General features: G+C 45.2%; 21 protein-coding genes, 1 tRNA gene and 4 pseudogenes. 9 read left to right on the top strand and 17 right to left on the bottom strand.

Going from position 1 to position 25,429, the window contains the following annotated elements; genetic code table 11:
- Nucleotides 1-403: 403 nt before the first annotated feature.
- From HA49_RS00390 to HA49_RS21705, 3 genes are all read right to left on the bottom strand, one after another.
- Nucleotides 404-838, bottom strand: a complete 435-nt coding sequence (locus tag HA49_RS00390) for a hypothetical protein (protein WP_038017084.1) — start codon at nucleotides 836-838, stop codon at nucleotides 404-406.
- Nucleotides 835-1,026 (bottom strand): hypothetical protein, encoded by a 192-nt coding sequence (locus HA49_RS00385; protein ID WP_038017082.1) that lies wholly within the window; start codon nucleotides 1,024-1,026, stop codon nucleotides 835-837. The genes HA49_RS00390 and HA49_RS00385 overlap by 4 nt, the downstream gene beginning before the upstream one ends.
- A gap of 171 nt (nucleotides 1,027-1,197) precedes the next feature.
- On the bottom strand, nucleotides 1,198-1,452 hold the full coding sequence (locus HA49_RS21705) for a DUF943 family protein (RefSeq protein ID WP_052752405.1): 255 nt from the start codon (nucleotides 1,450-1,452) through the stop codon (nucleotides 1,198-1,200).
- A gap of 153 nt (nucleotides 1,453-1,605) precedes the next feature.
- Between HA49_RS21705 and HA49_RS00375 the strand changes: the two are divergent.
- A pseudogene (locus tag HA49_RS00375) lies at nucleotides 1,606-1,737 on the top strand (type VI secretion system tube protein Hcp); the annotation flags it as partial.
- 66 nt (nucleotides 1,738-1,803) lie between these two features.
- Nucleotides 1,804-2,229 carry a hypothetical protein gene (locus tag HA49_RS00370; protein WP_038017078.1) on the top strand — a complete coding sequence of 142 codons (426 nt, stop codon included), beginning with the start codon at nucleotides 1,804-1,806 and terminating at the stop codon, nucleotides 2,227-2,229.
- A 269-nt stretch (nucleotides 2,230-2,498) separates the two neighbouring features.
- Here the strand turns inward: HA49_RS00370 and fucP are convergent, their stop codons facing one another.
- The 7 genes from fucP to HA49_RS00335 are packed head-to-tail and all read right to left on the bottom strand — an operon-like array spanning nucleotide 2,499 to nucleotide 8,613.
- Nucleotides 2,499-3,725 (bottom strand): L-fucose:H+ symporter permease, encoded by a 1,227-nt coding sequence (gene fucP, locus HA49_RS00365; RefSeq protein ID WP_038017076.1) that lies wholly within the window; start codon nucleotides 3,723-3,725, stop codon nucleotides 2,499-2,501.
- A gap of 40 nt (nucleotides 3,726-3,765) precedes the next feature.
- Entirely contained in the window at nucleotides 3,766-4,116 is a 351-nt protein-coding gene (locus tag HA49_RS00360; protein ID WP_038017074.1) for an L-rhamnose mutarotase, read from the bottom strand.
- Nucleotides 4,113-4,889 carry an L-fucose dehydrogenase gene (locus tag HA49_RS00355; RefSeq protein WP_038017072.1) on the bottom strand — a complete coding sequence of 259 codons (777 nt, stop codon included), beginning with the start codon at nucleotides 4,887-4,889 and terminating at the stop codon, nucleotides 4,113-4,115. The genes HA49_RS00360 and HA49_RS00355 overlap by 4 nt, the downstream gene beginning before the upstream one ends.
- Complete coding sequence (locus HA49_RS00350) at nucleotides 4,867-5,724, bottom strand: amidohydrolase family protein (RefSeq protein WP_038017070.1); 858 nt, start codon at nucleotides 5,722-5,724, stop codon at nucleotides 4,867-4,869. The genes HA49_RS00355 and HA49_RS00350 overlap by 23 nt, the downstream gene beginning before the upstream one ends.
- Nucleotides 5,725-5,726: 2 nt before the next feature.
- Complete coding sequence (locus tag HA49_RS00345) at nucleotides 5,727-7,013, bottom strand: L-fuconate dehydratase (protein ID WP_038017068.1); 1,287 nt, start codon at nucleotides 7,011-7,013, stop codon at nucleotides 5,727-5,729.
- Entirely contained in the window at nucleotides 7,010-7,858 is an 849-nt protein-coding gene (locus tag HA49_RS00340; RefSeq protein WP_038017066.1) for a fumarylacetoacetate hydrolase family protein, read from the bottom strand. The genes HA49_RS00345 and HA49_RS00340 overlap by 4 nt, the downstream gene beginning before the upstream one ends.
- Before the next feature lie 14 nt (nucleotides 7,859-7,872).
- A complete protein-coding gene (locus tag HA49_RS00335) occupies nucleotides 7,873-8,613 on the bottom strand; it encodes an SDR family oxidoreductase (RefSeq protein ID WP_038017065.1) in 741 nt (246 codons plus the stop codon).
- 195 nt (nucleotides 8,614-8,808) lie between these two features.
- Between HA49_RS00335 and HA49_RS00330 the strand changes: the two genes are divergently transcribed.
- Entirely contained in the window at nucleotides 8,809-9,561 is a 753-nt protein-coding gene (locus HA49_RS00330; protein WP_038017063.1) for a FadR/GntR family transcriptional regulator, read from the top strand.
- A 1,250-nt stretch (nucleotides 9,562-10,811) separates the two neighbouring features.
- Nucleotides 10,812-11,327 (top strand): hypothetical protein, encoded by a 516-nt coding sequence (locus HA49_RS00320; RefSeq protein ID WP_046791612.1) that lies wholly within the window; start codon nucleotides 10,812-10,814, stop codon nucleotides 11,325-11,327.
- 713 nt (nucleotides 11,328-12,040) lie between these two features.
- Here the strand turns inward: HA49_RS00320 and HA49_RS21340 are convergent.
- Nucleotides 12,041-12,163 (bottom strand): annotated as a pseudogene (locus tag HA49_RS21340) (antirestriction protein); the annotation flags it as partial.
- Between the two features lie 101 nt (nucleotides 12,164-12,264).
- On the opposite strand from HA49_RS21340, the gene HA49_RS00315 reads away from it, so the two are divergent.
- The 3 genes and pseudogenes from HA49_RS00315 to HA49_RS21335 all read left to right on the top strand — a co-directional run.
- A complete protein-coding gene (locus tag HA49_RS00315) occupies nucleotides 12,265-15,468 on the top strand; it encodes an Eco57I restriction-modification methylase domain-containing protein (RefSeq protein WP_038017058.1) in 3,204 nt (1,067 codons plus the stop codon).
- Between the two features lie 414 nt (nucleotides 15,469-15,882).
- Nucleotides 15,883-16,692, top strand: a pseudogene (locus HA49_RS21095) (transposase); the annotation flags it as partial.
- A 119-nt stretch (nucleotides 16,693-16,811) separates the two neighbouring features.
- Nucleotides 16,812-17,109, top strand: a pseudogene (locus HA49_RS21335) (integrase core domain-containing protein); the annotation flags it as partial.
- 339 nt (nucleotides 17,110-17,448) lie between these two features.
- Here the strand turns inward: HA49_RS21335 and HA49_RS00300 are convergent.
- From HA49_RS00300 to HA49_RS00275, 6 genes are all read right to left on the bottom strand, one after another.
- Nucleotides 17,449-18,300 carry a hypothetical protein gene (locus HA49_RS00300; RefSeq protein WP_052752403.1) on the bottom strand — a complete coding sequence of 284 codons (852 nt, stop codon included), beginning with the start codon at nucleotides 18,298-18,300 and terminating at the stop codon, nucleotides 17,449-17,451.
- 940 nt (nucleotides 18,301-19,240) lie between these two features.
- Nucleotides 19,241-21,007 (bottom strand): ATP-binding protein, encoded by a 1,767-nt coding sequence (locus HA49_RS00295; RefSeq protein WP_038017054.1) that lies wholly within the window; start codon nucleotides 21,005-21,007, stop codon nucleotides 19,241-19,243.
- Nucleotides 20,997-22,175 carry a hypothetical protein gene (locus HA49_RS00290; RefSeq protein ID WP_038017052.1) on the bottom strand — a complete coding sequence of 393 codons (1,179 nt, stop codon included), beginning with the start codon at nucleotides 22,173-22,175 and terminating at the stop codon, nucleotides 20,997-20,999. The genes HA49_RS00295 and HA49_RS00290 overlap by 11 nt, the downstream gene beginning before the upstream one ends.
- Nucleotides 22,176-22,514: 339 nt before the next feature.
- The gene (locus tag HA49_RS00285) at nucleotides 22,515-22,838 is read right to left on the bottom strand and encodes a helix-turn-helix domain-containing protein (protein WP_038017051.1); all 324 of its coding nucleotides are present in this window, start codon (nucleotides 22,836-22,838) and stop codon (nucleotides 22,515-22,517) included.
- Nucleotides 22,822-23,181 carry a type II toxin-antitoxin system RelE/ParE family toxin gene (locus HA49_RS00280; RefSeq protein ID WP_038017049.1) on the bottom strand — a complete coding sequence of 120 codons (360 nt, stop codon included), beginning with the start codon at nucleotides 23,179-23,181 and terminating at the stop codon, nucleotides 22,822-22,824. The genes HA49_RS00285 and HA49_RS00280 overlap by 17 nt, the downstream gene beginning before the upstream one ends.
- 403 nt (nucleotides 23,182-23,584) lie before the next feature.
- A tRNA-Leu gene (locus HA49_RS00275) sits at nucleotides 23,585-23,669 on the bottom strand.
- Nucleotides 23,670-23,976: 307 nt separating this feature from the next.
- Between HA49_RS00275 and HA49_RS00270 the strand changes: the two genes are divergently transcribed.
- Nucleotides 23,977-24,492: a YjjA family protein gene (locus tag HA49_RS00270; protein WP_038017348.1), complete on the top strand. Its 516-nt coding sequence runs from the start codon at nucleotides 23,977-23,979 to the stop codon at nucleotides 24,490-24,492.
- Between the two features lie 249 nt (nucleotides 24,493-24,741).
- A complete protein-coding gene (locus HA49_RS00265; protein WP_038017047.1) occupies nucleotides 24,742-25,416 on the top strand; it encodes a MarC family NAAT transporter in 675 nt (224 codons plus the stop codon).
- Nucleotides 25,417-25,429: the final 13 nt, after the last annotated feature.

Here is a 25,429-nt window from a genome sequence, read left to right as displayed (position 1 = left end):
ATCGGTGCTCCGGAGTTTGCTTATTATTTCCTGTTTCCGGATTACTACAATCAGGGCTACGATTAAGGTATTTATCAGGGTTGAGCAGGATTAGCTGATGTTAAGACGATATGCTGTTACTGCACCATCGAAAGCAAGCTGATTTCTGTGATCTTTGACTTCTGGTCAACCTAACTCATTCACTGGTCATTTTTATTATTCTGCCATTTTTTAAACGGTATTCACCACCATCTACGATAAACAGAGTTCCCAAAATGGCACTATTATATACAAGAAATCATTCCGTAACTTCTGATCAGAGATTAATTTAACTATGCCTCTTTTATCACCTGTCATAAGTTTTTTGCCATCAATATTATTAATTAATAATTTACATAACCGGAAGATACGGCTCTTCAGAATATTAGTTATTCAGGACTTTTGTCAGCTCAGCTTCACCTGTAACGGCATTAAAGTATATATAAAAAAGGTTACTGTTTAACTGATCGGGTTTTGACCATATTTCTCTTCCTCCTAAGTTACGCTGTTGCCTGGTGTACCCCAGCGTTTCAAGGTAACAGCGCAACGATGCTGTCCCGGAGGCACCCGCGAAAATAATACTATTTGAAGGCGCATAACCATCCCCCGGGTGCGATTCGAAATAGAAATTTTCCGTGATTCGCGGGGCATTTTGTATCTCACTGTCAGTGAGGATGTGGTAACTGAGGAAATTATCTTGTTTATAGACCACTGTTTTATCCGAGCCAGAGGCGAGCATCCAGACAAACAGCCCAACGAGAATAAACGAGGTGACCGCCAGTAATACGCACCACTTTACACCTTTTAGCAGGATCGTCATGACTTCGTCCCAGTGACCGAAGATGGCTTACCGCTACTCTCCCCCTCATCGAACCGGCGTTTAAGTGCTGCCACGTCATTACCACGGGCATGCCCCATATCAATCCAGCCCAAAACCTCTGTATAGACAATTCCTCTGTCAAGTAAGTCAAATAATGCCCCGTCCTTTATCTCTGTTCTGGTGCTCATTCGTTTATCTCCCTATAAACTCTGACAGCCCATGCTATAGCCTGGTTTTTATACAGTCCAGTGGTCAGTGATGGGATTGTGCAGGATTAGCTGATGGTAAGACGATATGCTGTTACTGCACCATCGAAAGTAATCTGGTTTCTGTGATCTTTGACTGACAGTCAACCAAACTCATTCACTGGTCACTTTTATTATTCTGCCATTCTTTAAACGGTATTCACCACCGTCTACGATAAATAGAGTTCCGAAAACCTCACTATTATATACCGAAAAAATAGCATTCTTTTCAATACAATTTACCGGAGCGGGCATATCGTCAAAACAGAGCCTGTCACTGTCTCCTTCTTCTTTATAACCCTCACCAAACAACCAGAAAACTGTAGTACCATAATAAACATTTAATGTAATGTGAACTGATAACGGCACTCTTCCCCACCATAAGATGCAATATTTTTCAGAAATTCGTGCTGTGGTTTGATTTAACGAAAATAACCTCCCTGCTCTGATTATTTACTCATTATTACCGGTTAAGTACAATTATCTTATGGACGTTAGTCACAATAAACAGGGAAAGGAAAAATGGCTATTCCGGCTTACTTATGGCTTAACGATGATGGTGGCGCTGATATTAAAGGTTCTGTTGATGTTGATGACCATGAGGGAAGTATCGAGGTCACAGGGTTTTCTCATAATCTGAGCCTACCTACCGACGGTATGGTTCCGCTCCCTATGGAGATGATCCGGACGATCAATTTTGGATTAAGACGGGTATAGACTATGCAAAACGCTCCGGCTTTTAAGAAGCGCTATTTACTCTTCATCTTGCTGGCAGCAATTGCTTTTGTGGTTTACAAGACATTGAACTTTTCACCGCTAGGACAGGAAATTATCAGGAAAGTGAAGGTTAACAAACTGGTCAATCTGTATATAACAGAAGCAAATGCAGGAGCCACCACGGATTTTTCATATCGTTTCTATCTGTATGATTCATCTAAAGATGATAAAAAGTTTATGGCGAGTCTGGATGACGATTTATCGCCTTTTATGATAACCGCAGATAATGACGCATTAGATAAAGTTGAAAATGATGCGATTTATTTATCAGTAAAGGGCAATATTTATACCTTTCGAAGCCCTGCGACTTATATTATACGCGGTTCGATATACTACATTCCCATATATATCACTGCCTCACCGTTCTAAGAATTTGTCCGGCTTTAGTGCTGATTATTTTTCTGTTTTTAGGAGCCATGTTTAGTGCTGGTGTAATTATACCTGTATGAGTCCCGGACACTATTTGAGGTTTCCGGTTGTAATAGCTGGCTTATGAAATGGCGGCCTCGCGGCAGACATCCTTCACCGGACAGATGGCCGCTGTATGAGTCACGGCTGAAAGGAAAGCTGCACGTTTAGTAAGCAGTTGCCCAAGGGATTTCTCAGGCAACGCAAACCAGGAGAGGAAAAGGAGAAGGTTACCGGCTGTTGCGCTGACTTAGCGCATAAAATAACACTACCGCAAAGCAAACCAGTGGCAGGCCATAGGCCAGTGCTGTGCTGGAGTTATCCGAAATACGCCCCATGAACCACGGCATGATAGCCCCGCCCACAATCGCCATAATCATAAAAGAGCTGGCTTGCTTGGTGGCCGGCCCCAGGTTCTTCACCCCCATGGCAAAAATTGTCGGGAACATAGTGGACATAAAGAAGAAGATGGCCACCAGCGCGATCACTGAAACATCGCCCATACCCAGCATCACCACTGCACAAAGCACAATATTAATCAGCGCATAGGCTGCGAGAATTAACGCAGGTGAAACGCGGCCCATCAGCCAGGTAGAGAAGAATCGTCCCAGCATGAAACACACCATGCCCACCGATAACATATATGCCGCACTCTGATTGGTAACGCCGTGCCAGTGTTCAGTTGTGTAGTTAATAAAGAAGGCACCGACCCCCACCTGCGCGGCGACATAAAAGAATTGCGCAATAACACCACCGACAAAATGTTTATGCTGCAATAGCGTTTGGCCCGAATGTATTGAACCCGCCTCTTCGGCTTCGCGAATATCCGGCAATGCCGTGCGTTTAAATAACAGCGCGATGCCGATGACCACGCAGGCAATAACCACATAGGTGATTTTAACGGTACTTTGCGCCTCATCTGCGCTGGCATGGCTGAAAAACAGCGTACCGCCGATCATCGGTCCCATAAATTGGCCGAGACCGTTAAAGGATTGCGCCAGATTCAGGCGTCGCTCAGCGCCCTGAGCGTCACCCAGCACCGTGGCATAAGGATTGGCCGCCGTTTCCAGGCAGCCTAACCCGCATGCCAGCACAAACAACGCAAACAAAAACATCATGAAATTGTTGACCATGGCTGCCGGGACAAACAATAAAGCACCAATGGCATAGAGTGCCAACCCGGCCAAAATACCGGCTTTATACCCGTGACGGCTCATAAAATAGCCGGCAGGCATGGCAACCAAAAAATAAGCGCCAAAATAGGCACCCTGTAATAATCCCGACTGTGCTTTGGTGACGTGCAGTGTTTCCTGAAAATGCTTATTCAGGACATCCAACAGGCCATAAGACACACCCCACATAAAAAACAGCGTGGTAATGAGCATAAATGCCCAACGCAGGCTGACAGCGCCCCCGACACCGGCATTATCCGGTGTCCCGAATTGTTTAACAGACATGGTTATATCCTCGTAGCGTACTGTAGGTAAGTGTTATTATTTATTGGTCGTGCAAAGAGAATATTCGCTCCATCGCCACCCATTTTTCGCCTGCGGGTGTCCAGGGTGTAGGTTGTTGAAATTGCCACATCAACGCCTCCCAGCGTTGAATATTGGGATCTCGCAGCGAAGCTTCGGCAAATTTCGCCGCATCAAACTGTTGATTCACCTCCATCACCATAAACAGACGATTACCCAGCCGATAAATTTCCATATTCACCACATCGTGTTGACGCAGATGTGTGGCGACTTCCGGCCATATCTGCTGATGTAGCCGCTGGTATTCCGCGATTTTTTCTGGCGAATCGACCAAATCCAACGCCAGATAATGAAACTGCGTAGCGCCGTTCATGACAGCGCCCGGTCAAGATGAAGATAGCCACCATCCACACTCAACCATTCGCCGGTGGTATGGGATGCCCGCGCCGACAGCAAGAACACCACGGTGTTCGCCACCTCTTCAGGTGTGGTCATCCGTTGGCCGAGTGGAATTCGTTGGGTGATGTTGGCAAGTGCCTGCCCCGGTTCCGGGAAAGTGGCAAGCCAGCGTTCATAAAGAGGGGTCATCACTTCGGCAGGCACCACCGCATTCACCCGGACACCACTCTCCCGTAGTGAAACCGCCCATTCCCGCGTCAGCGCAAGAATCGCGCCCTTTGCGGCACAATATCCACTGGTACCCCCCTGCCCGCTCAGCGCCGTTTTTGAGGCGATATTCACGATAGCCCCCCGGCTGCTTTCTAACGCCTGTTGGCAGAAGTGTGTCATCTGATAATAGTGGATCAGGTTTTTCTCCAGAGAGGCGACAAAGGCCGAGCGTCCGGCCTCTAATCCCACACCATCATTCACACCCGCGTTATTCACCAAACCATCAATGCGGCCAAATTGTTGCAGTACCGTTTTCACCGCGTGCCGACAATTCTCTTCGTCACACAAATCGACAATCACCGTTTCGGCCCGGGGCTGCCGTTGGCGCAATTCAGATAACCAGATTTCATCGGGCTGAGCGTTGGTGACCATGACCGGGATAGCACCCTCTTCGGCCAGTAAAGATGAAATGGCTGCACCAATGCCCGATCCGCCCCCGGTCACGATGATGACCTTATCCTGTAAAAACAGATTCATGTTTTTCTCCCAAAAGCTGATAGACCTGTGCCGCGGTATTACCCCAGATGCTGGCCTGTTCATCCGGTGACAACGTTTCAATAGCCTGACGGGTGAGCTGCGCGACCTCGTGATACTCCGCAGCCAACAGGCAAACCGGCCAGTCAGAGCCAAACATCAGGCGTTGTGGCCCGAATCGCGCCAGCGCTTCCTCTATAAAAGGGCGCAGTTGCGCGGCTTGCCACTGCCCCTGTGGCGCTTCTGTCACCAAACCTGATAGCTTGCACACCACGTGCGGCATCGCCGCCAAACCGGCAATCTGCAATCCCCAGGCTTTAGCGCCCTGGCGAATATCCGGCTTACCCAGATGATTAAGTACCAGCCAGTGGTGATCATGCCGTGCCGCAAATTCGGTTAAGGCAGGCAGATGACGCCAGGTCACCAGAATGTCCCAGACATATTGCTGTTGCTGTAACAGGGTGATACCGGCTGACACCGAAGGGTGTTGCAGCCAGGCGGCAGGATCGCGTTCATCCTGGACCTGATGGCGAAACCCGCGCAGTAGCGGATGTTGCATAGCGTTCAACCGTGCAGGGAGATTGGCCGCCATGATATCGATCCATCCGACGACCGCATGCTCCCCTTCAGATTCCTCAGCCCATTGCAGCAATTGTGCTGTTTCTTCATCGCACTGCCGCGCCTGGACGGTGATCGATCCCTGTAATTGCTGCCTCTCCAGCAATGGGGACAGATCGCCTGGCAGATAATCGCGCTGTAATATCCCCATTTCGCTGCTCATCCAGGGATAATCTTTGGCGCGATAACGCCAGAAATGCTGATGTGAATCGATTCGCACCCTTAAACTCCTTGCGCGCGATAGCGATATTTATCCAGCGAGGCAGGGAACATTTCGATGGAAAAACCCGCAGCCTTTGGCGGCAGATAGGCGGCACCGCGGATCTCACAAGGGTTCAGGAAGTGTTCATGTAAGTGATCGACATACTCGATCACCCTGCCTTCATGTGTGCCGGCAATACAGACGAAATCAATCATCGAAAGATGCTGAACGTATTCACACAGTCCAACGCCTCCGGCATGTGGACATACCGGTAACTGGTATTTAGCCGCCATTAGCATCACTGCCAGCACTTCATTGACACCGCCTAAACGACACGCATCGATCTGCACCACATCTATCGCTTCGCGCATGATGAACTGCTTGAAAAGAATACGGTTCTGACACATCTCGCCGGTGGCCACCTTAATCGGCTCAACCCCCTGACGAATCTTGCGATGCCCTTCCACATCGTCCGGACTGGTCGGTTCTTCGATAAACCAGGGCTTAGCAAACGCCAGTTGCTGTACCCAGTTCACCGCATCTTTCACCTCCCACACCTGGTTGGCATCAATCATCAAATGGCGATCCGGCCCCAGGACTTCCCGCGCTATCCTGACGCGACGTTTGTCATCCTCCAGATCACGCCCGACTTTCAGCTTGATATGCGAGAATCCCGCATCGACAGCCTGCTGACAGAGCCGACGCAGTTTTTCATCGTCATAGCCCAGCCAGCCAGCTGAAGTGGTGTAGCACGGATAACCTTCCCGTTCTAACTGCTGAATACGCTGTGCTTTACCCCCGGCTTGCGCAGTGAGTAGCGCCAGAGCTTCGTCAGGCGTGATGCAGTCGGTGAGATAGCGGAAGTCGATACAGCGGACCAGTTCCTCTGGCGACATGTCAGCCACCAGCCGCCACAACGGTTTTTCCTGAGATTTTGCCCACAGATCCCAGATTGCATTTACCACCGCCCCCGTCGCCAGATGGATGGCACCTTTGTCCGGGCCTATCCAGCGTAACTGGCTATCACTGGTGATATCACGCCAGAATTGCCCCATATTGGCAGTGATAGTGTCCAGCTGACGCCCCACGATTAAATGCTCCAGCGCGCGGATAGCGGCACAGCAGATTTCATTGCCGCGTCCAATGGTGAATGTTAAACCGTGACCACTGAGCGCGGCATTGTCCGTCTCAATAATCACATAAGCAGCGGAGTAGTCAGGATCGGGGTTCATCGCATCCGATCCATCCAAATGTTCTGAGGTAGGAAAACGAATGTCTTCGACACGCATCGCCGTCAGTTTAGTCATTGTGCTGAACCCTCAGTGATTTGACGCTGTTCACCCAAACCCGCAATGCCCAGGGTGATGGTTTGTCCTGGTCGCAAATAAACCGGCGGTTTCTGTCCCATACCCACGCCTGGTGGTGTCCCGGTGGAGATCACATCCCCGGGTTGCAGGCTCATAAACTGGCTGAGGTAGCTAATAATGTGAGCGACAGAAAAAATCATGGTACGTGTATTACCGTTTTGATAACGCTTGCCGTCGACTTCGAGCCATAAATCCAGCTGCTGCGGGTCCGCGATTTCATCCGCAGTAACCAGCCAGGGGCCAATAGGGCCGAAGGTGTCACAGCCTTTGCCTTTGTCCCAGGTGCCGCCTCGTTCAATTTGATATTCCCGTTCGGAGACATCGTTAACCACGCAATAGCCTGCAACATGCGCCAGCGCATCCTCTTCACGAATGTAGCTACCGCCTTTGCCAATCACCACACCCAGCTCAACTTCCCAATCGGTTTTGACAGAACCCCGTGGAATGCGTACGGCATCATTTGGCCCCACTACCGCGCTGGTCCATTTGCTAAACACCACCGGCTCTTTAGGTATGTCGGCACCGGTTTCCGCGGCGTGGTCGGCGTAGTTCAGGCCAATGCAGATAAATTTGCCAATATGTCCCACGCAAGCGCCAATACGGGGCTGTCCGGATATTTTTGGCAGCTCGTTCAGGGCCAGATGACGTAACTTGTCCAGTGACGCAGGCAACAATTGCTCCCCTGCGATATCATCGATGTATTGAGACAAATCACGCAGTTGACCCTGCTCATCAACTATCGCCGGTCGTTCTTTTCCCACTTCACCCACGCGAACTAATTTCATGTAAGACTCCTTGGTTAATTGCTCCAACCGCCATCAATCACCTGCGCCGTGCCGGTGGTGTAGTTGCTGGCATCAGAGGCAAGATAAGCGGCGAGATAAGCGATCTCTTCTGGCGTACCGATGCGGCCAATCGGTTGGCGTGCGACAAAAGCCGCATACACCTCCTGTTCGCTTTTGCCTTCTGCTTGTGCCTGGGTGGCAATGCGCTGACGCAGCGAGGGAGAATCCACCGTGCCGGGACAGATAGCATTGCAACGAATGCCGTCGGCAATAAAATCGGCTGCGACAGAGCGCGTCAGGCCAATCACCGCCGCTTTGGTGGCGCTGTAAGCAAAGCGATTCGTTACCCCTTTCACGCTGGAGGCCACGGACGACATATTGATGATGGAACCTTTTTTCTGAGCGAGCATGCCGGGCAAAAATGCCTGGATCATGTGAAACATCGCGCTGACATTGAGGTCGAGCGCGAACTGCCACTCCTGCTCAGTGCACGCCAGCAGATTGCCGCTGTGCACCACCCCTGCACAGTTAAACAGGACATCTACCGGCCCCAGTTCTTCTGCCGCTGCCTGAATGGCCGCCCGGTCAGTCACATCTAACCGGTAAGGGATTATATTCTGCAGACCCTGTAACGCCGTGATATTGATATCGCTCGCCACCACACTCGCCCCCTGTTCGGCAAAATAGCGGGCGCTGGCAAGACCGATTCCTTGCCCGGCAGCAGTGATCAATACGCGTTTTCCGTGTAAATTCATTGCATCCTCTCTGGTATAAAGATCTAATGGTCAGGCCATTAAAAGCGAAGTTTTTAGCGTTGTTTCCTGGCAAATAACGCTGGTCACATTATCGATGGCGTATTACTTTTTATTGACAAACACGTAACATTGACAAGCTGATTGACGTTTTTTTGTGCATCTGGTCACTTAATTTATTTAACAGGTAGCTGTAACATGCCCATAAAAAAGATGGAAAACCCAAGGCTTTACAGACAGATAGCCGACCAACTGATTAAACTGATTGATAACAACGAATTTCCACCGGGCAGTCGTCTGCCTGCCGAGCGTGAACTGGCCGAACAACTTCAGGTGAGCCGGGCATCTGTGCGAGAGGCACTGATTGCGCTCGAGGTGATTGGATTAGTCGATGTAAAAGTAGGGAATGGCGTGATTGTAAAGTCGCGCCCGGGTTCACAGGAGCCGGTGATGGCACAGGCTGGCCGCGATCAATGGAACGAGCCAGATGATGAGTTAGGCATCCGGCTGGATTTTTCCACTGAGTTACCGCCATTTTCACTGTTGCAGGCACGTCAGTTGATTGAGCCAGAAGCCGCAGCCTTAGCCGCCATTAACGCCAGCCAGCAGGAACTGGAGCAAATTCGCCAGGCCTATCAACAGAACTGTGCTGACAACCGTGCCGGATCGCGCACCCACCCCGGTGACCGTTTATTCCATATCCGGATTGCGCAGGCCAGCGGTAACCTTGCCTATGGTTTTATCATTGGTCACCTTCTGGGGCACCGCTATGGCAGCATGTTTAAAATGCTGCAGGCCCATTACACCCCGAGTGATATGCCTGATGTGTCGGAGCATGAGCACCTCGCGATTTTAACCGCGCTTGAAAAGCGCGACGCCAAAGCAGCACGGGCTGCGATGAAAGCCCATATTGCCCGCGTTATAGCAACCTTTGAACGGGCCCAGGAGTAGGAAAAGAACAGGTGCGGTGACAGGAGTCGGGGCTGTGACCTTTGCATTACGAATGCGCTGCCCTGCCAACCGGGAGATACCGGCATGAGGGTGGAGACGACGAGGAAAGACTTCAGGAAAATCGGCAATATGCGTCAATTTTGTGCCGAAAAATGGAAATGGCAGGCGCAGTCACTGATAAAACCCTGTGATTTCACCGCAAATGGTTTTTGCTAAAATTTATCGGGTCTTATCATTGAGCCGGTGATGGTTAGCTTAAGGGATACAGCCTGTTCCGCGCGGCGGTTTAGGTATATTTGCAGCACTAATCACCTGAGGGTAATTTTTGAACAAAGTTTATATAGTCATAAATTGAAGCAGGGATTGGGATAATTGTATGTCGAGTATGGGATATATACGAAGATTTCATTAGATACGAAGAGAATAAAAACGAGCAAAAAATAAGTAATTCACTGAATTTTCTAAAAAAATACGATGCCGGGTGACTTAATTACGTATATGATGCAAAGGCAGGGCTCGAATTTCACACCCAATAGACTGATATCAATGTAGTTTTCAAGCAGGAATAATTATTTTTACCCCCACTTGTACCCACAAGTTAAAATCCGTATAAAAAATAGACATCGCGAGTAGGTATAAAGCCATACCAGTAGAACACCGATATGGCTGTCAAAGCAAGATTCAGGCAGGCAGGAACGTTTTCTTCAGAGATATCAATTCCCATCCACTCAGAACAAAGTCAGATTTGGCTGCGAAATGTATGTTAATACTTGCTTTGCTATGCTAGTTCCCATGGCAAATCTCTGCGTCTATTTACTGGTTTTAGAGTACCCTCGTTTCTCAATTGTTGAGCGGCCCAACGAATGTCATATTGCCACGTATACAACATATCGCCGGAATCCCTAAGCTCGGCCTCGTAGCTGTCGCATACGTACTTTGAAACTTCACGTGGCCAAGCACTACCACTACGTTCCTGAAGACACTCAATGATCCATAGTTTCATGCTTTCTCTGGTTACCATCATTTCTCCTGACGTTCGCCCATTTATCGATACATCCAAATTTTAACATCGGTATCCTTTGACACAAGACGAGCTGTATCGAAGAACTCGTTGTCTCAATGAGCGAGGACGGGCCCATCATGAGTTCCATTTGTTCCCATAATCGGAAGAGTAATAGCAGTTTAACATTGCCTTAAAAATTAATTGTGATAAATTTCTGTATGCAATATTAAACTAAAAGGAAATGACGGTGAGTCTACTTGAATTGATTGAATCAAAGAGGGCACATATCGCCAGATATTCTTCAGAAAATGGAATGTTAGGGGAACGAAGCCTACTTGACTCACAAACTTCATGGATAAAAAGACCTAAAGGGAAAGATATGAAAAATCTGCTAGCTGCATTGAAGCAGTTTGAAGATATTGAAATAAAGGCATCAAGCTTTGATTTTATTTCTATCCCTGAAAATGTAAGTGTTGACTTTAGTGATTTTACCTCTTTGGCCAGAATTTTAAAATCATTAACATTTATTGAACTTAAAACCTGCAATCAAAAAAGGGTTACCACACCTGACTTCAAGAATTTCTTCTTTGCCATTACTGAGAATGAAATAGTAGCATCAGAACTTCTCGGCGACAGGCATATAGTTGTACTACACAACAAAATAACGGGAGATAAACTGGTGACAACAATACCTGAAATAATAAATAGGGCCAACTCTGAGAACTGGCAGCTGTCTGTAAGTCTTGGGTCGATAAAAGTTTAGTTTTTTATTTCAGCAAAAAAATCACTAAATAAAGACAGATATAATTTAATTAGCACTAACACACCCCAAAACATGAAACATGCGGCGTAAAAGGAAGCTAAAGCAATGGCGAAGCTCCCTATTAAAATAATATACTATAATCATAACAAGATTTTCTTTACTATTTTATCTCGCACTTCATGACTTTAAATTTGTATTTATCATCATTCTTAGTCGCAACCAGAATATTGCCATCACCTAAAAATGAAACCTTAGAGTTATTAATGTTGGCACATGAATTCTTATCAAGAATATCTAGCTTGGAGTCAAAGTCTACAAGTTTATTAACGGTTGTTTTATTTATTATCTCATACTCTTCTTTGTTTTAACTTATACCACAAGCACAGTATTTTATACCAACTAAAAATATCAAACGACATACCAATTAACTGAATTAATTAATATTTTCATCCATTTTTATTTTACTAATCTCATAATGAAATTACTAGATATCAGCACAATCATTTTGTGATACATCTGGAGTTTACAGAGTAATGTTACAGTAGAAATGTTGCTAATACTTTGAAACTAACCGGGTCCTTTTTCCACATTGATGCAATCCTGAGTCTACCAATACCACTATTATCTCTGGTATCCCGACAAGTCAGCAACGACCACTTACGGTAGGCAGCAGCAGCCCTGCCAAGCTTAGATTTCAATCAACTCCGGGATCTCTAACGTACCATTGACTTCAATGCCAAGATTGCGCTGAACTCTGGATGGTTCAGCATGAAGTCGCGTAAGCGATAATAGAGTTCAGTCATCGCGTCACATTCGGTACGAATAGCGAGGTGGCTCTATACCACCAAACATACCAAAGCAATAAATCTTGAAGCTGGCCTCTGTAGAGATCATAATGCACGGTTGCACACTTTTCCTTGCTACTAGGCCTCATTACATGAAGCAATCCGCATACAACTCCATTCAAGAAAAACGTCTTCAGCCATGGAAGGGTGAAGAAGAAATCCGGTTTGCTTGGAACAAAGCTTTGGAAGACGCAACTGGATTGCATATATTTGCCGAGCGTGATCGTAATGATGCTAGTTACAATCACGTCATAATCGAATACAAAGCACCTGGATACTTTAAAGGCAAAAAAGACAGTCCCGCGTTCCTCAATGCCACTAAAGAGCGACTGCTACCTTATATAGTGAAAAAGGCAGCTGAGACAAAAATCCCTGAGTCAGACTTTATCGGTATTGCGATAGATGGAGAACATATTTGTTTTGCACAAGTTATTAATGGTGAGATCAATACTCAACACTTAATGCCATTTTCTTCCGAATCCGTAGAAATGGTAGTTGATGCTCTTAGATCAGATACTCGTAAAGGACTTACTACAGAAAACTTACTCACTGATTTTGGTCATGGCTCTGCTAACGCTAGAGCTTTCATGCAGCAACTCTCCGATGGGCTTGCTCAACAACTTGCCATCAGCGGAAATAACAAATTAAAAATGCTCTTTTCAGAGTGGCGTACTTTATACGGTCAGGTTGCTGACCTCTCCATAGTACAAGCTGAAGCCATTGCGAAAGAACTGAAATTTACCTGGTCTGGATCACCATCAGATTCTATCTCTGCGCGGCTCTTCGTTCTTCATACCTACAACTCCATGTTGATAAAACTGCTGGCAGCGGAGATAGTCTCAGCACATGGGCTGACGTCAATAGAACAGCCAGCGCAAAGCATGGCTGCATTGAAGAATGATGCTCAGATGCTTGAATTCCTAAGTTCAGCGATAGAACGCTCCACTCTTTTCCAAGAGGCAGGAATTAATGGCTTCGTTGAGGAAGCCATTTTCAGTTGGTATCTCGACGTAGCCAGCTTGAATACGGTCCCTGAATTGTTACCAACCCTAAGACGCTTACTTTCTGTCTTATCACTTTATCGTCTTGATCAGCTCTCTCAAACACGTGACGTGTTACGTGATTTGTATCAAGGATTAGTGCCGGGTAAATTGCGTCAGAGTCTAGGTGAGTTTTATACACCAGACTGGCTAGTTGACTTTACCTTGAATAAAGTCAGTGATCCGAGCCTTATGACAAAAAGAGTCCTTGATCCAACATGTGGGTCGGGGGCCTTTTTACTGGCTGTTATTCGCAATAAGCGTCAATTAGCCAAAGAGAAAAATCTGAGCGCTAAAGAAACATTGAAACTTGTCTGTGACACCGTATGGGGTTTTGATCTCAATCCACTAGCTGTACAGACGGCAAGAGTAAACTTTCTTATTGAAGTCGCCGATTTATTATCGCAATGCCCGGGCCAAGAATTGGAGGTCCCTGTTCTAATGGCTGATGCGATATATTCCCCAGCGTCGACACCTAAAGCAACTGACTCCATCATTCAGTATCGTATTGGCAGCCAGTTTGCAAAACTTGATATTCACTTGCCAGCTGCACTAGCGCTTGATCGCAAAAACCTTGATATCATGTTTAATCGCATGGGTAAAGATGTCGAACTGGGACTCGATTTTGATGAGTCTATGGAGAAGGTTAGGAAAGGGAATTACTTTTCCGATGATAAGCTAAAAGAATGGGATGCTCCTCTGCGTTACACATACGATCAAATATTGAATCTGCATCGTCAGAATTGGAACGGAATATGGTTCAGGATTGTAAGGAACTTTTTCTGGTCAGCTACTGCAGGACATTTCGACATAGTGATTGGTAATCCGCCATGGGTGAGATGGTCTAAATTACCAGACTTATATCGCGAGCGTGTAAAACCGACCTGCGAGCAATACGGGATTTTCTCGAATACTCGAATGCACGGTGGCAATGAACTAGATATTTCCGCTATGATCACCTATACAGTCGCAGACAAATGGCTTAACAATGGTGGACGTTTGGCATTTGTCATCACAGGTACATTATTTAAGAATCCATCATCAGCTGGTTTCAGAACATTCAAAATCGAGCCTTCTCGTGAGGATTCATTATATATTCAACCGATATCTGTTGATGATATGAAAGGTCTCAAGCCTTTTGAAGATGCCAGTAACCACACAACAATTGCTATTTTTGAAAAGTCAAAAAATACGCCTGAATATCCCGTCTCATATCGAGTATGGGGTCCTAGCGTCGGTAAAAAACGGGCTATAAAATCTTCGCAGACTCTTGAAGAGGTCATGGGCACTATCCAGTATGAAGAAAAAGAGGCCTTTCCTGTTAATGAACCCGGTTCACCATGGGCGATATTAGCACCAGACCGATTTGAATCGATAAAATATTTATCTCGTCAATGCTCATGGACCAAGGGCAGGAAGGGAATTACGACCGATCTTAACGGTGTTTTCTTTGTACCTATCCTCAATGTGAATGAAACACATGTTCAAATTCGAAGTCGACCAGAGGCTGGTAAAAAAGACATAGGCCCGGTTAAACAGGCTTGGGTAGAGCCTACAGATCTCTACCCCCTTATTAAAGGGGCAGGTGATTTTGAAGAGTGCTATCTCAAAATCAATGCACCTAATTTTGACAACAAAGACCGTCTTTACACATTTGTGCCCAATACTGGGATATCAGCTGCCGAGTATGCTGAAGCAGAAGAACGTCTAAATAGGCATGAGCTAAGAAAAACTGCAGCCTGGTTCGATTCATTTCAATCAATTCTGCAAGCACGTTCAACTTATCGCAGACAAATGAAAGGAGCACCTTTCCATGCCGTATATAACGTTGGTGATTACACATTTAAACCATGGAAGGTTATCTGGCCTGAAATGTCTTCGTCATTCTATGCAGCCGTAGCTGGAAGCGCTGATGTTCCCTTGCTAGGTAATCGCCCCTACATACCTGATCATAAAGTTTATTTTTCAGCTTTTGATGACAAAGAAAGTGCTTACTATTTATGCGGGCTTTTGAATTCACAAACAGTTCAAGAGTGGATTAATGCACATAATGTTTCTATACAGGTTGCTGACGTGTTCAAACACTTAGATTTACCTGAGTTTCGAAATGAAGACCATCAACATATCGCTCTGGCACAAAAAGTAATGTCTGCTCATCAGGAGCACAATAATGAGAAACGTAACTTTATCGTGGAAGAAGCAAAACAATTGGCTGAAAAAATATTGACAAAATGGAGTAACAAACTTCCCGAATAATTTCCTTTCCTCATAGATTAAATATTTATAGTCAAAACGCCATAATGTAGCGTTTTGACTATCTTACCAGTTCCCCGCGATAAGTATGATGTGATATCAGCACTTTTCCCTTAAGAACCAGCGCTCGAGAATACATTCGGTATTGACGCTCATCTTTTGGACAAGTATTGTGATGTCATAATGACTCTTCGATATTGGTGCCATGAATCAAACAAGCTCGTCAATTACTAAATTTTGCAGGGCGTAGTGTTAAAGATGATGATGAGATTGGCATGATTCACTCTGCATCAAAAAGAAAAAAAAATGAAATGTAGCCCCCAAAAGCAAGTTACAATTGTAAAATCCCTGCAAAAAGAACTGTTCACTTTTAGAGATCTTCGGACGTACTGAATATGTTTCCTGAAAGAGCTCGCTATGCGTAAAGCCCGATTTACTGAACACAGATTATCGCCGTTCTGAAGTCTGTAGAAGTCGGCCGGAGGGTAAAAGATGTCTGCTGAGAGACCGCAATTTCAGCAGCCGGCTATTACAACCAGAAAGCGAAATATGGCGGGATGGAAGCTTCTGATATCAGGAAAATGAAAGACCTGGAAGATGAGAACCGGTGTCTCAAACAGATGTTCGTTAATCTGAGTCCTGAGAACCGTGCACTGAAAGACGTTATCGAAAAAAGCTTTAAAACCAGTGATAAAGCGTGAACTCTCCCATTATCTGATCTCGCAGCATAAAATGAGCGCGCGCAAGGCTTACAGGACATTATCACTGAGCAGGACGGTATTTTTTTACCAGCCGGATACACAGCGCAATGACCCAGTCATCGGGGTCCTGATAGAACTGGCTAAGCTCTATCCGCGATACGGTTTTAAGAAACTATTTCAGGTCATTCGCCGTCAGGGCCATATATGGAATCATAAGCGGGTTCACCGGATTTACTGCCTGCTGAAACTGCACTCTCGGCGTAAAGGAAAGCAACATTTGCCGGTACGTAATTCGGCGCGGCTGGCGACACCTGAGGCAATAAAACAGAGCTGGTCGGTTGATTTTATGAATGATGGACTGGTCAGTGTCAGACATTTCTGGGCATTCAATGGGGCAAATGACTATAATCGTGAGGCACTGTCCATAGAAATTAACCTGAGTTTTCCGGCTCAGCATGTCATCAGAGTGTTGGGTCGGATCGGTGCTCACCGTGGTTACCCGCTGAAACTGAGGATGGATAACGGACTACCGTCTGAGTCAACTATTTTACGCGCAGGGATACTCCCCTCTAATAACGAGATGATAGCCATTTTTGTATCCGATACTGATCATTACTTCTGGCTTATAGATATGCTTACCACAGGCCGGAATTTATCTCACTGACACTGGCTCAATGGGCTGAAGAGCATGGTGTACATCTGGAGTTTATTCTGCCCAGGAAACCCACTCAGAATGCTTTTATTGAACAATTTAACCGGACATACAGAACTGAAATACTCGATTTTATCTGTTCAGAACACTGAATGAAGTGCGGGAAATCACAATCGCTGGCTGACAGAATATAACAGCGAGCGACCTCATGAATCCCTTAATAACCTGACGCCGGAAGAATACCGGTTGATGACTGAAAAACCGGAAAGCTTAAAAAGTGTCTGGAACTAAAAACAGGTATGCTTACAGGACGACTTGGAAACTTAATAGACGAAAATTAGCTAAGATATTTCGCACAAATTTCGCACAATCGTTTGCGGGGGGAATTGACGGCGCTTGATAGTACGGCCTTTGAAATGGTGGGATACAGTCCACGTCTAAGTGATAATTTGCTACAAAGATGTAATAGTATTGATACGGTTCCCAGCGTTTAATATGAGAAGCGTATTTTCACAGTATCTAGATTCGATTTTTCTTATTACTATGTATCTCTTAATAAATAATTTTTAAATTACAATTTTAACTACTGATTAACTCCAAATGTTGAATACTTTATAGTTCCTTCAAGCTCTAATTTTCGTCAGCTTGTTCTTCATATTTCGATGTAATAACTTTACACCTAATCTGCCTACTTCCGCTCATCATCTGTTGATAAAAATACGCTAGGTCAACTTCTTCATTGTCATTTTCGATCAACTCGTTGAAATCCTCATTAAAAGGCGCGAATCTTGCTGTACCATAACTTCCAATGTATACATCTTCAGTTTCTTCTGCTTCCCTAATTGGATCCCAAAAGACAAAACCATCAAATTCGTACTTATAAATTGCTTTTAAAATAGCAATCTTGTTCTCAAATGGCAAAAAATTACTCACAGAAACAACCCAGTTTTTAGGTAGATCCGCTTTGTTTCCAAAAAAAGTTTTAAGGGGGATTTTTGATTCTCTGAGCGACATTCTTATTTCTTTGAAACGTGGGTGCAATATATTAAGAGCAACTGCCCATCCTTTCCAATCGACCTCATCTATGCTTTCACAATTAGTACAAGCAATGCCAGTAGAAATAGGATGTTGGGAAATCTGATTCTCAATCCTTTCTAGCCTGGTCTTTGTATCTAATTTTTTATCAACAAGTATTGTTGTTGATGTTTTTTTACTTAAATACTCTGAATAAAAGGTATCTTCTTGCAATTCCGCCCTAAATCGAGTTTGAAGTAGGAATAAAGCAAAAAGAAAAATCGGGACATTACAAATCGAAGCGACAACTAAAGCTCCCTTTTCCCAGCTGTTAGCATCCATTTGAATTGATGCTATTAGGAATGAGCTATTCGTAATTACAAGGCCAACCATCCAAGCAGCTAAAAGCTGAATCGGCTTCGTAACTTTATGAGGATCAATACGATTTTCGCTGATTTTATCAAGCAAGGTAAACTTCCTTATCAATAAATGCTATCACCATACAACGCACGCTAGAGACTTTCGTGCTAAGGGACATTCGCTTTTTGTAATACCAAATTTATTTACTAGTGATGTTACTTGCAAACACTCTGCTCATCAACTTCTGTGTGTTTTTATAGCTTAATTAAATGGTCCTTGTAAAAAGCAATAGTAGCCATAAAGCCCCGTTGGTGGTACTAACAACAAGTGGAGCGTAGTGACTTCCTCAACTGTCCAGAGTGATCACACCTTATCAGGATAACCGTGTACCTTTTCGGGAGCGTAGCTGAGACTCTGGCAGAGCCTGCATTTCGTGTGCAGGTAAGCTTACCACCATAGACCTGTTTTGGGCTGAACAACGCCACGCATCGGGCTTGAATGCGTGATATAAAACTGTTTTGGGATATTTAGAGACGTGGTTAACGTCATAGCTGTTCAAGTTAACAAACTGTACGTGTTTGAAGCTTGGAACGACACGCCGCTATGAGTTAGTATTCCCGATATCTACTACTACTAAACTAAGCGGCAATTTCTGGTGAAACTTTAAATCATTTCTTACATATAAGAGAGATAGAAATTTACATATAACTTGCTGTTTTATAAGGAATTAAACTGAATTATGCGAAGACCTGACTTGTTATAAATATCATTGAATTGATTTTTATGGTTTTTAATAAAATGATTATTTTATTGACCACCATAATGACCCCCATATTGATTTATATAATGTGGAATTCGCCAGTCTTTACAACGGATAAGAGGGAAGATCAGCTTTCTTCATACAAAATAGGTTAGCAAATCTGACGGACCGCTAAGAGCGAATAATGGACATTGCTAACAGCATTCTGTGTGAATCAAGGGGGAGCAGGTCAAGCTGGCCCTGCCCCCAAATCCGGCTCCTTTAAGAAAAAGAATTCCGGCATGATATTCACTTTCTCCATCGTTCGATGACCTTTGCGAAAGCCACATCGCGCCAAAGCGTTTGCCACTCATTATGAACTTTAACGCTTTGGGAGTGAGGTTCTGGCACCGGAAGTGGCATTTTGATAACTGCAGGCAGTAGCACCGCATCACCCACTACCACACATTCACCAGGAGCCAGGTTTGGTAAAATCTCGGTGATACCATTAGAATTATCAGGAAATAGTCGTCGAACATAGGACTGATCGGCATCATTTGTCAGACGCAGCGAGATGAAGTTGTTGCATTGAGCAAAAATGGTTTCTGAGACCTCTGAGGGACGCTGGCTTACTACCATAAGGCACAAGCCATATTTTCTGCCTTCTTTTGCTATGCGTTCAATAGATTTTCTTGATGCCCGATAAGATGCGTGTCCGTCCCTAGGTACATAGTTATGTGCCTCTTCACAAACCAACATCACCGGGATGTCATTAAGCTTGTGGCTGGCATGCTGCAACTTTGAATAATGGAAGCAAAAATCGAAAATCAGGCGAGAGATCAGACTGACTGTAACGCTGAGAACTTCAAATGGCACCCCGCTCAAATCGATGACAGTGACGTTCGATTTATCCAGATAGCCAATGAATTGCTTCATCAGCGTCTCGAAATCCTCTGTGACATGTGTATTCCCGTCAGCCTTCTTGGCATTCAACAGAAATCGGAGACGTTTATCTGTTAGTTTGGCCTCAAGCCGCGAGGCGAACCTGTTGAACTCGCCAGTAAAAGGCCCGTTGGTAGCCTTGGCTCCCCCGGAGTTCGAGGTTGCGATAAAATCGTATATTTTGTCAAAATAAATAGATCTATCGGTGACCAGAGTTCCATCAGCCAGCTTCGGTTTATCCTCCCCCGCAATCCTACCAATAACCTCTCGATTCATGTTTTCAATGTAGTAATAGACTTCATTAATTGAGAAGTACACTGGCGTGTCATACGTTACTTCCGGAACTGCTGGGTTATACTTTTCTTTATTTAATACAACGGCATGCTTGAACTGACTAACCTGATTATGGGAGTTGTTCTCATTACTTTCGATGAACATGCTTTCAAGTTCTTCTGCGTTCATTAGCCAGTAGGGTAGTTGTAAGGTATCAATATCCAGCCGAGAGAGAGTGAACGATTCCTCTTCATGCAAATCGAATGCGGCAGAATACTCATCGTGAATATCGAAAATCACCACATGCGAGTTATTCTGCCGATCTTTATTGCTGTTTTTACACTCAGTAATTCCAACAATCCTCTGCAAAACGCTTGCAACAGTGCATGACTTACCAGACCCCGTGGAACCTACGATAGCAATGTGTTTACTGAAGAATCTGTTACCGCTGATCATGAGGTCGGTATCTTTATTCATAGAAAGTTTGCCGAGAGGGAAGTCGTGCTCACTATCAGCTGAAAAGATTTTGTCTAAAGTGTCATTTTCAGCAATGAATGCATGCTCAGTTGGGACTGGCAGCAGCAGACTACTGCGGTCAAAATTTTTATCATCCACCAACGTTCCGATAGCCTGACACTCTATTTGGAAGCTCCAGTCTGGCTTGCCTTCTGGATCAGTGGTGTTAGTACCTTTGATATTACGGATGGTGACAATTGTAAAATCGTGATTACCTTGGGCAATTTTCAGAAAGCGCCCAACCTGAAGGTTTTCTTTATTTGCTTCAAATGTTTCAAGACTATCTATTGCAACGATGACAGCCTCTGGTGCGCACGATAGTACAGCTCCAATTTTAGTAGCCATTACTGATCCCCATCATATATTTAATTTCATCAAATTTTTCGGCACCCAAAGCCTCAAGATTTACATCCCGAAGATCCAGCTCTGTCACATCTCCATCTCCAATTACAAAAAAATCATCCGCCTTAACTTTGGGATGAAGATTTTTGTAATCATCCCAGCGAATAAAGCGAAGAACAAATTCTTTTTTATCTCGGGTAACTATAGGTTCACTGAAAAACTTTTTTTCGGAGAAGGATTTAACATGGCGTCCGATATTTGGGATCACATCTTTGCTGTATAATCGTTCTGCAATATCATCAAATTCGGATTGAGAAACATCCAATATAAAAATGGGAGTGTGGGTGTGAGCTTGTTTAAAATGATATTTATCAATAAATGATTTTATAAAAAGAACTATCTGGTTATCGAACTCTTCAAGGAGTTCGGGGAATACAACTAGGAAACGCAGGCGAGCATTTAAACTTAGATTTTCTTTCAGTTGCTTTCGTCGTGAATCCAAAACCTTCTGTCGCGTTTTTAATGCAAGGGTCCATTGTGAAATAGCTGTAGATCTAATGCGACGCAATTCTTCCAGAAAGAATTTTTTAGTGATTTTCCTCAAACTTTCATCATGTTTGATACTTCGATCACCAATTATCTGAATGGCATTAGGATAAAATAATGCTTCAACCTCACTCTTACTGAATCCCAAATCGATGAGAAGTTTAGTGTTTTGCTCCATCAAATCGTCATATTTTGGTGTAATAGTAATGGAGAATACGTCAAGAAACTTTTTAATATCAACACCTTTTGCATCAGCTATAAGTGTTTTTAAATTTTGATTACTTGAGTTCAGAGCACTTTTAAGTTCAACATCGGTTATAGTCACCGTGGGACTGTTTGGGAAGTGCGCGAAGAGGTGATATTTTATTTTTGCAGTTGGATTTGACTTAAAGTGTTTCATCATCTGAAGCAAAGGGTCATAAAGTATGCTTATGGAATACTTAGACTGCGTCTCATGGTATTTACATTGTATGGCTTTAGTACCTGAAAATGTAGCCACCTCAATATCTTCTACAATTCCTTCAATTGTAATTTCTGCCTCGTCTGCCGCTTTAAGCAGTTCACAGAGCGTCATATTGAACTGATACAGAAACCCTTGGATGGTGTAATCGGCCGAACGTCCCATTTTGACCTCAGTATGTAACAACGTCAGATGCTGGCTGCACTTTCACATTGCGTAACACTATAATCTGACAACTCAGATTTTGCCAGATTGACATTAATAATATTAATAAATTTTTGGATCTGGTGCTCTGAGTAATGGAAACTTCAGCACTGTCATTTAAGACTCCATTGTCCTCAGAGCCTGCCATAGCGAAAACCACCATAGCAATAGATAAAAACAAGCTCTAGTGTGACTGCGCCCCAGTTATCAAAAAAACTGATGTCAGCAACGTCCTCTTCTGACACTAAACCGCTCGTCAATTCACCTTAAAAATATTTTCCAAATAACCAGCGCTCTAACTCAAACCAACACCTTCAACCCATGCTTCTGAACCACAGTAAGCAGTTTAAGGGATACCCCACTTGGGCGTTTTGCACCACTTTCCCATTTCTGCACCGTTGAAAGGCTGGTGTTCAGGTAACTGGCAAAAACCGGCTGACTGACGTTCAGCTTCTCGCGCAATGCCTTAATTTCAACAGGCTGTAAGTCATCCACGTTATTAAGGCACGCTTTATCAAAGTTGCGCATTGTTTCCTGCGGGATAGCATCGACGCTGAATAATCCGGAAGCCGCGCTGTGGATGGCCTCAAATGCAGGACTCTTAAACTTACTTTTTGCAGTCATGGCAAATCTCCACCAGTTCTTTATTCTTAATCAGTGCCGTAATCTTTTCATCAGCAAGGGCAGCGTAGTGCTTTGCTAACTCGCGGAATCCGGCCAGTTCGCGATTATCGATGTTTGCCATATCCTGTTTGGCATACAGGAACGTGTAAAACCAATGCTTTCCGCCTTTAGCCAGGATAATGGCACGATCACGATTCTGGTTTAGTCGTTTCTTGTAAACACCACCGCCAAAATCATCAGCCTTTCCCTGCATTACCGTCTCCATAGCCTGGCATAACTCACTATCTTTAATTGCGTGAGCTTTAGCTGCTTTGCTGAACCATTTTGTTTTAAAAATTCGCATAAGGCTGACATCCTGTTACCTTATATGTAGCACCTGGTGTTATACTACTCCTGTTATCCGCTAATGGAAAGCACATAAAGTCAGCAAATTTCTGCCTTATTTTTAACCGGGCAATCCCTGCCATCATCAGCCCGTCAGGGTTAAAAATATCCGGAGGGGATGGAGTAACTGTTGGTAATTCATCAGGATGCCACTTAAACCAGGCCATAAAGAGGATTCACAAGTCCGGTAACCAAATTGACAGCTCTTAACGGCAGGTCTGAACTTAGACAGTCCAACAACCTAAGGGATATCTACATTTTACGAGGCTGTACATTGTGCAATAAACAATAAAATTCTGATGGAGGAGGGAGATTTCAGACACAAAAAAAGCCGCTCCTGAGCGACTTACTTTGCATACTTATGGTGCCGAAGGCCGGACTCGAACCGGCACGTATTTCTACGGTTGATTTTGAATCAACTGCGTCTACCGATTTCGCCACTTCGGCACTGAAGGGTATGCGGAAAACAACGGGATTATACCCTGAGTCGTGGCGGGTGCAAGGTGAATCCGTGCAGTTGTCGGTTAACTGCCGAAAAAACAATCACTCACCCTGTTCCACCCTCCGCTGAGACTACACCGCCTCGCCAGATCTCCCTTGCCCTTGCCCTACAGCACAAATGCACATTTTGTGCGTCGAAGTGGTCGGAGATTTCCGATTCGCGGGGCAGAAACCGGAAAAAGGAACTTACGGTGGGGGTGACGGACTAAAATAGCGAGCAATGCAAAAAAATAACCTGAATGAGGCTGTTTTAATGAAAAAAATGACACACACACCGTTGCTGGCAATGGGTTTAGTTGCCGCACTGATCAGCGGAGCGGCCAGTGCGGCCAGCTGGCAGGATAAGCTGAGCAGCAGCGCATCAGACCTGATGAATTCTTCTTCTGCTACCTCCGGCCAGTCTGCAGGTTCTGAAGGCGGGTTGTCTCTGTCCTCGATTACTGGCCTGCTGAATGGCGGTAATAATGCAGTCAGTTCAAACAGCATGAGTAATGTCACCGGTATTCTGCAGTACTGTGCTGAGAATAACCTGGTGAAAAACAACGTTTCCTCGGTCACTGACCAGTTGAAAAGTAAGCTGGGCCTGACCGATACCTCTGAACAGACACAGGAAACCGGTTATGCGCAGGGTCTGGAAGGTCTGCTGAATACCGGTAAGGGTCAGCAGATTAGCCTGAAAAGCCTGAGCAATACCCCGATGGGTGAAAAACTGAAAACCAAGGCCTGTAACGTGGTGTTGGAACAGGGTAAAAAATACCTCGGTATGTAATTCCCCCCTCCCCTTGCCGGAGCCGGTCAGTGACCGGTTCCGGACTCTTTCTTCCTGTTTATTCTCTGTTCATTCCTTCCCTTTTCCTGTTACTGCTACACTTTAGCTGCCGGAGCAACTTTCGCCCCTGTCGGTTATTCACTAACCACTATACTGTGCGCCGCACAGGCAACTGCCTGCTGATGTTATTAATCGTACCGCGCCGCAGCATTAGCAGCGGACGGAGCAAAGAATAATTTGAGGGTTAATATGCAGGAACTCATCAAGGCTGTCGGGCTGGGGTTGGTGGTGCTGTTGCCACTGGCGAACCCGCTGACCAGTGTCGCACTGTTCCTCGGCTTATCTGGCGAGATGAATTTTACCGAACGTAATCGCCAGGCATTTCAGGCTTCAGTGTACGTTTTTCTGATTATGATGGTGGCGTGGTACGCCGGTAATGCGGTGCTGGATACCTTTGGCATCTCCATTCCGGGGCTGCGAATTGCCGGGGGGCTGATTGTCGCCTTTATCGGTTTCCGGATGCTGTTTCCGGTGCAGAAGCTGCACGATACCCTGGAAGTTCAGCATAAACAGGAAGAGATAGATGCCGCAGAGCATCAGGATACCCAGGTCAATATCGCTTTTGTGCCGATTGCTATGCCAAGTACTGCCGGGCCCGGTACCATTGCGATGATTATCAGTACTGCCTCTACCGTGAAAACCGGGGATTTCCCGGCATGGGTACTGCATGTCGCCCCTGTGCTGACTTTTCTGCTGGTCGCAGTCATTCTCTGGCTGTGTCTGCGCAGTTCCGGGGCCATTATGCGGCTGGTCGGTAAAGGAGGGATCGAAGCAATTTCCCGCCTGATGGGCTTCCTGCTGGTTTGTATGGGAGTTCAGTTCGTGATTAACGGCGTTCTGGATGTGGCGACCCATCTGAAATAACAAAAAAACCGGG

Origin of the sequence: Tatumella morbirosei (assembly GCF_000757425.2) — a bacterium.
Lineage (GTDB): Bacteria > Pseudomonadota > Gammaproteobacteria > Enterobacterales > Enterobacteriaceae > Tatumella > Tatumella morbirosei.
This window is presented reverse-complemented; position numbering and strand designations above follow the sequence as displayed.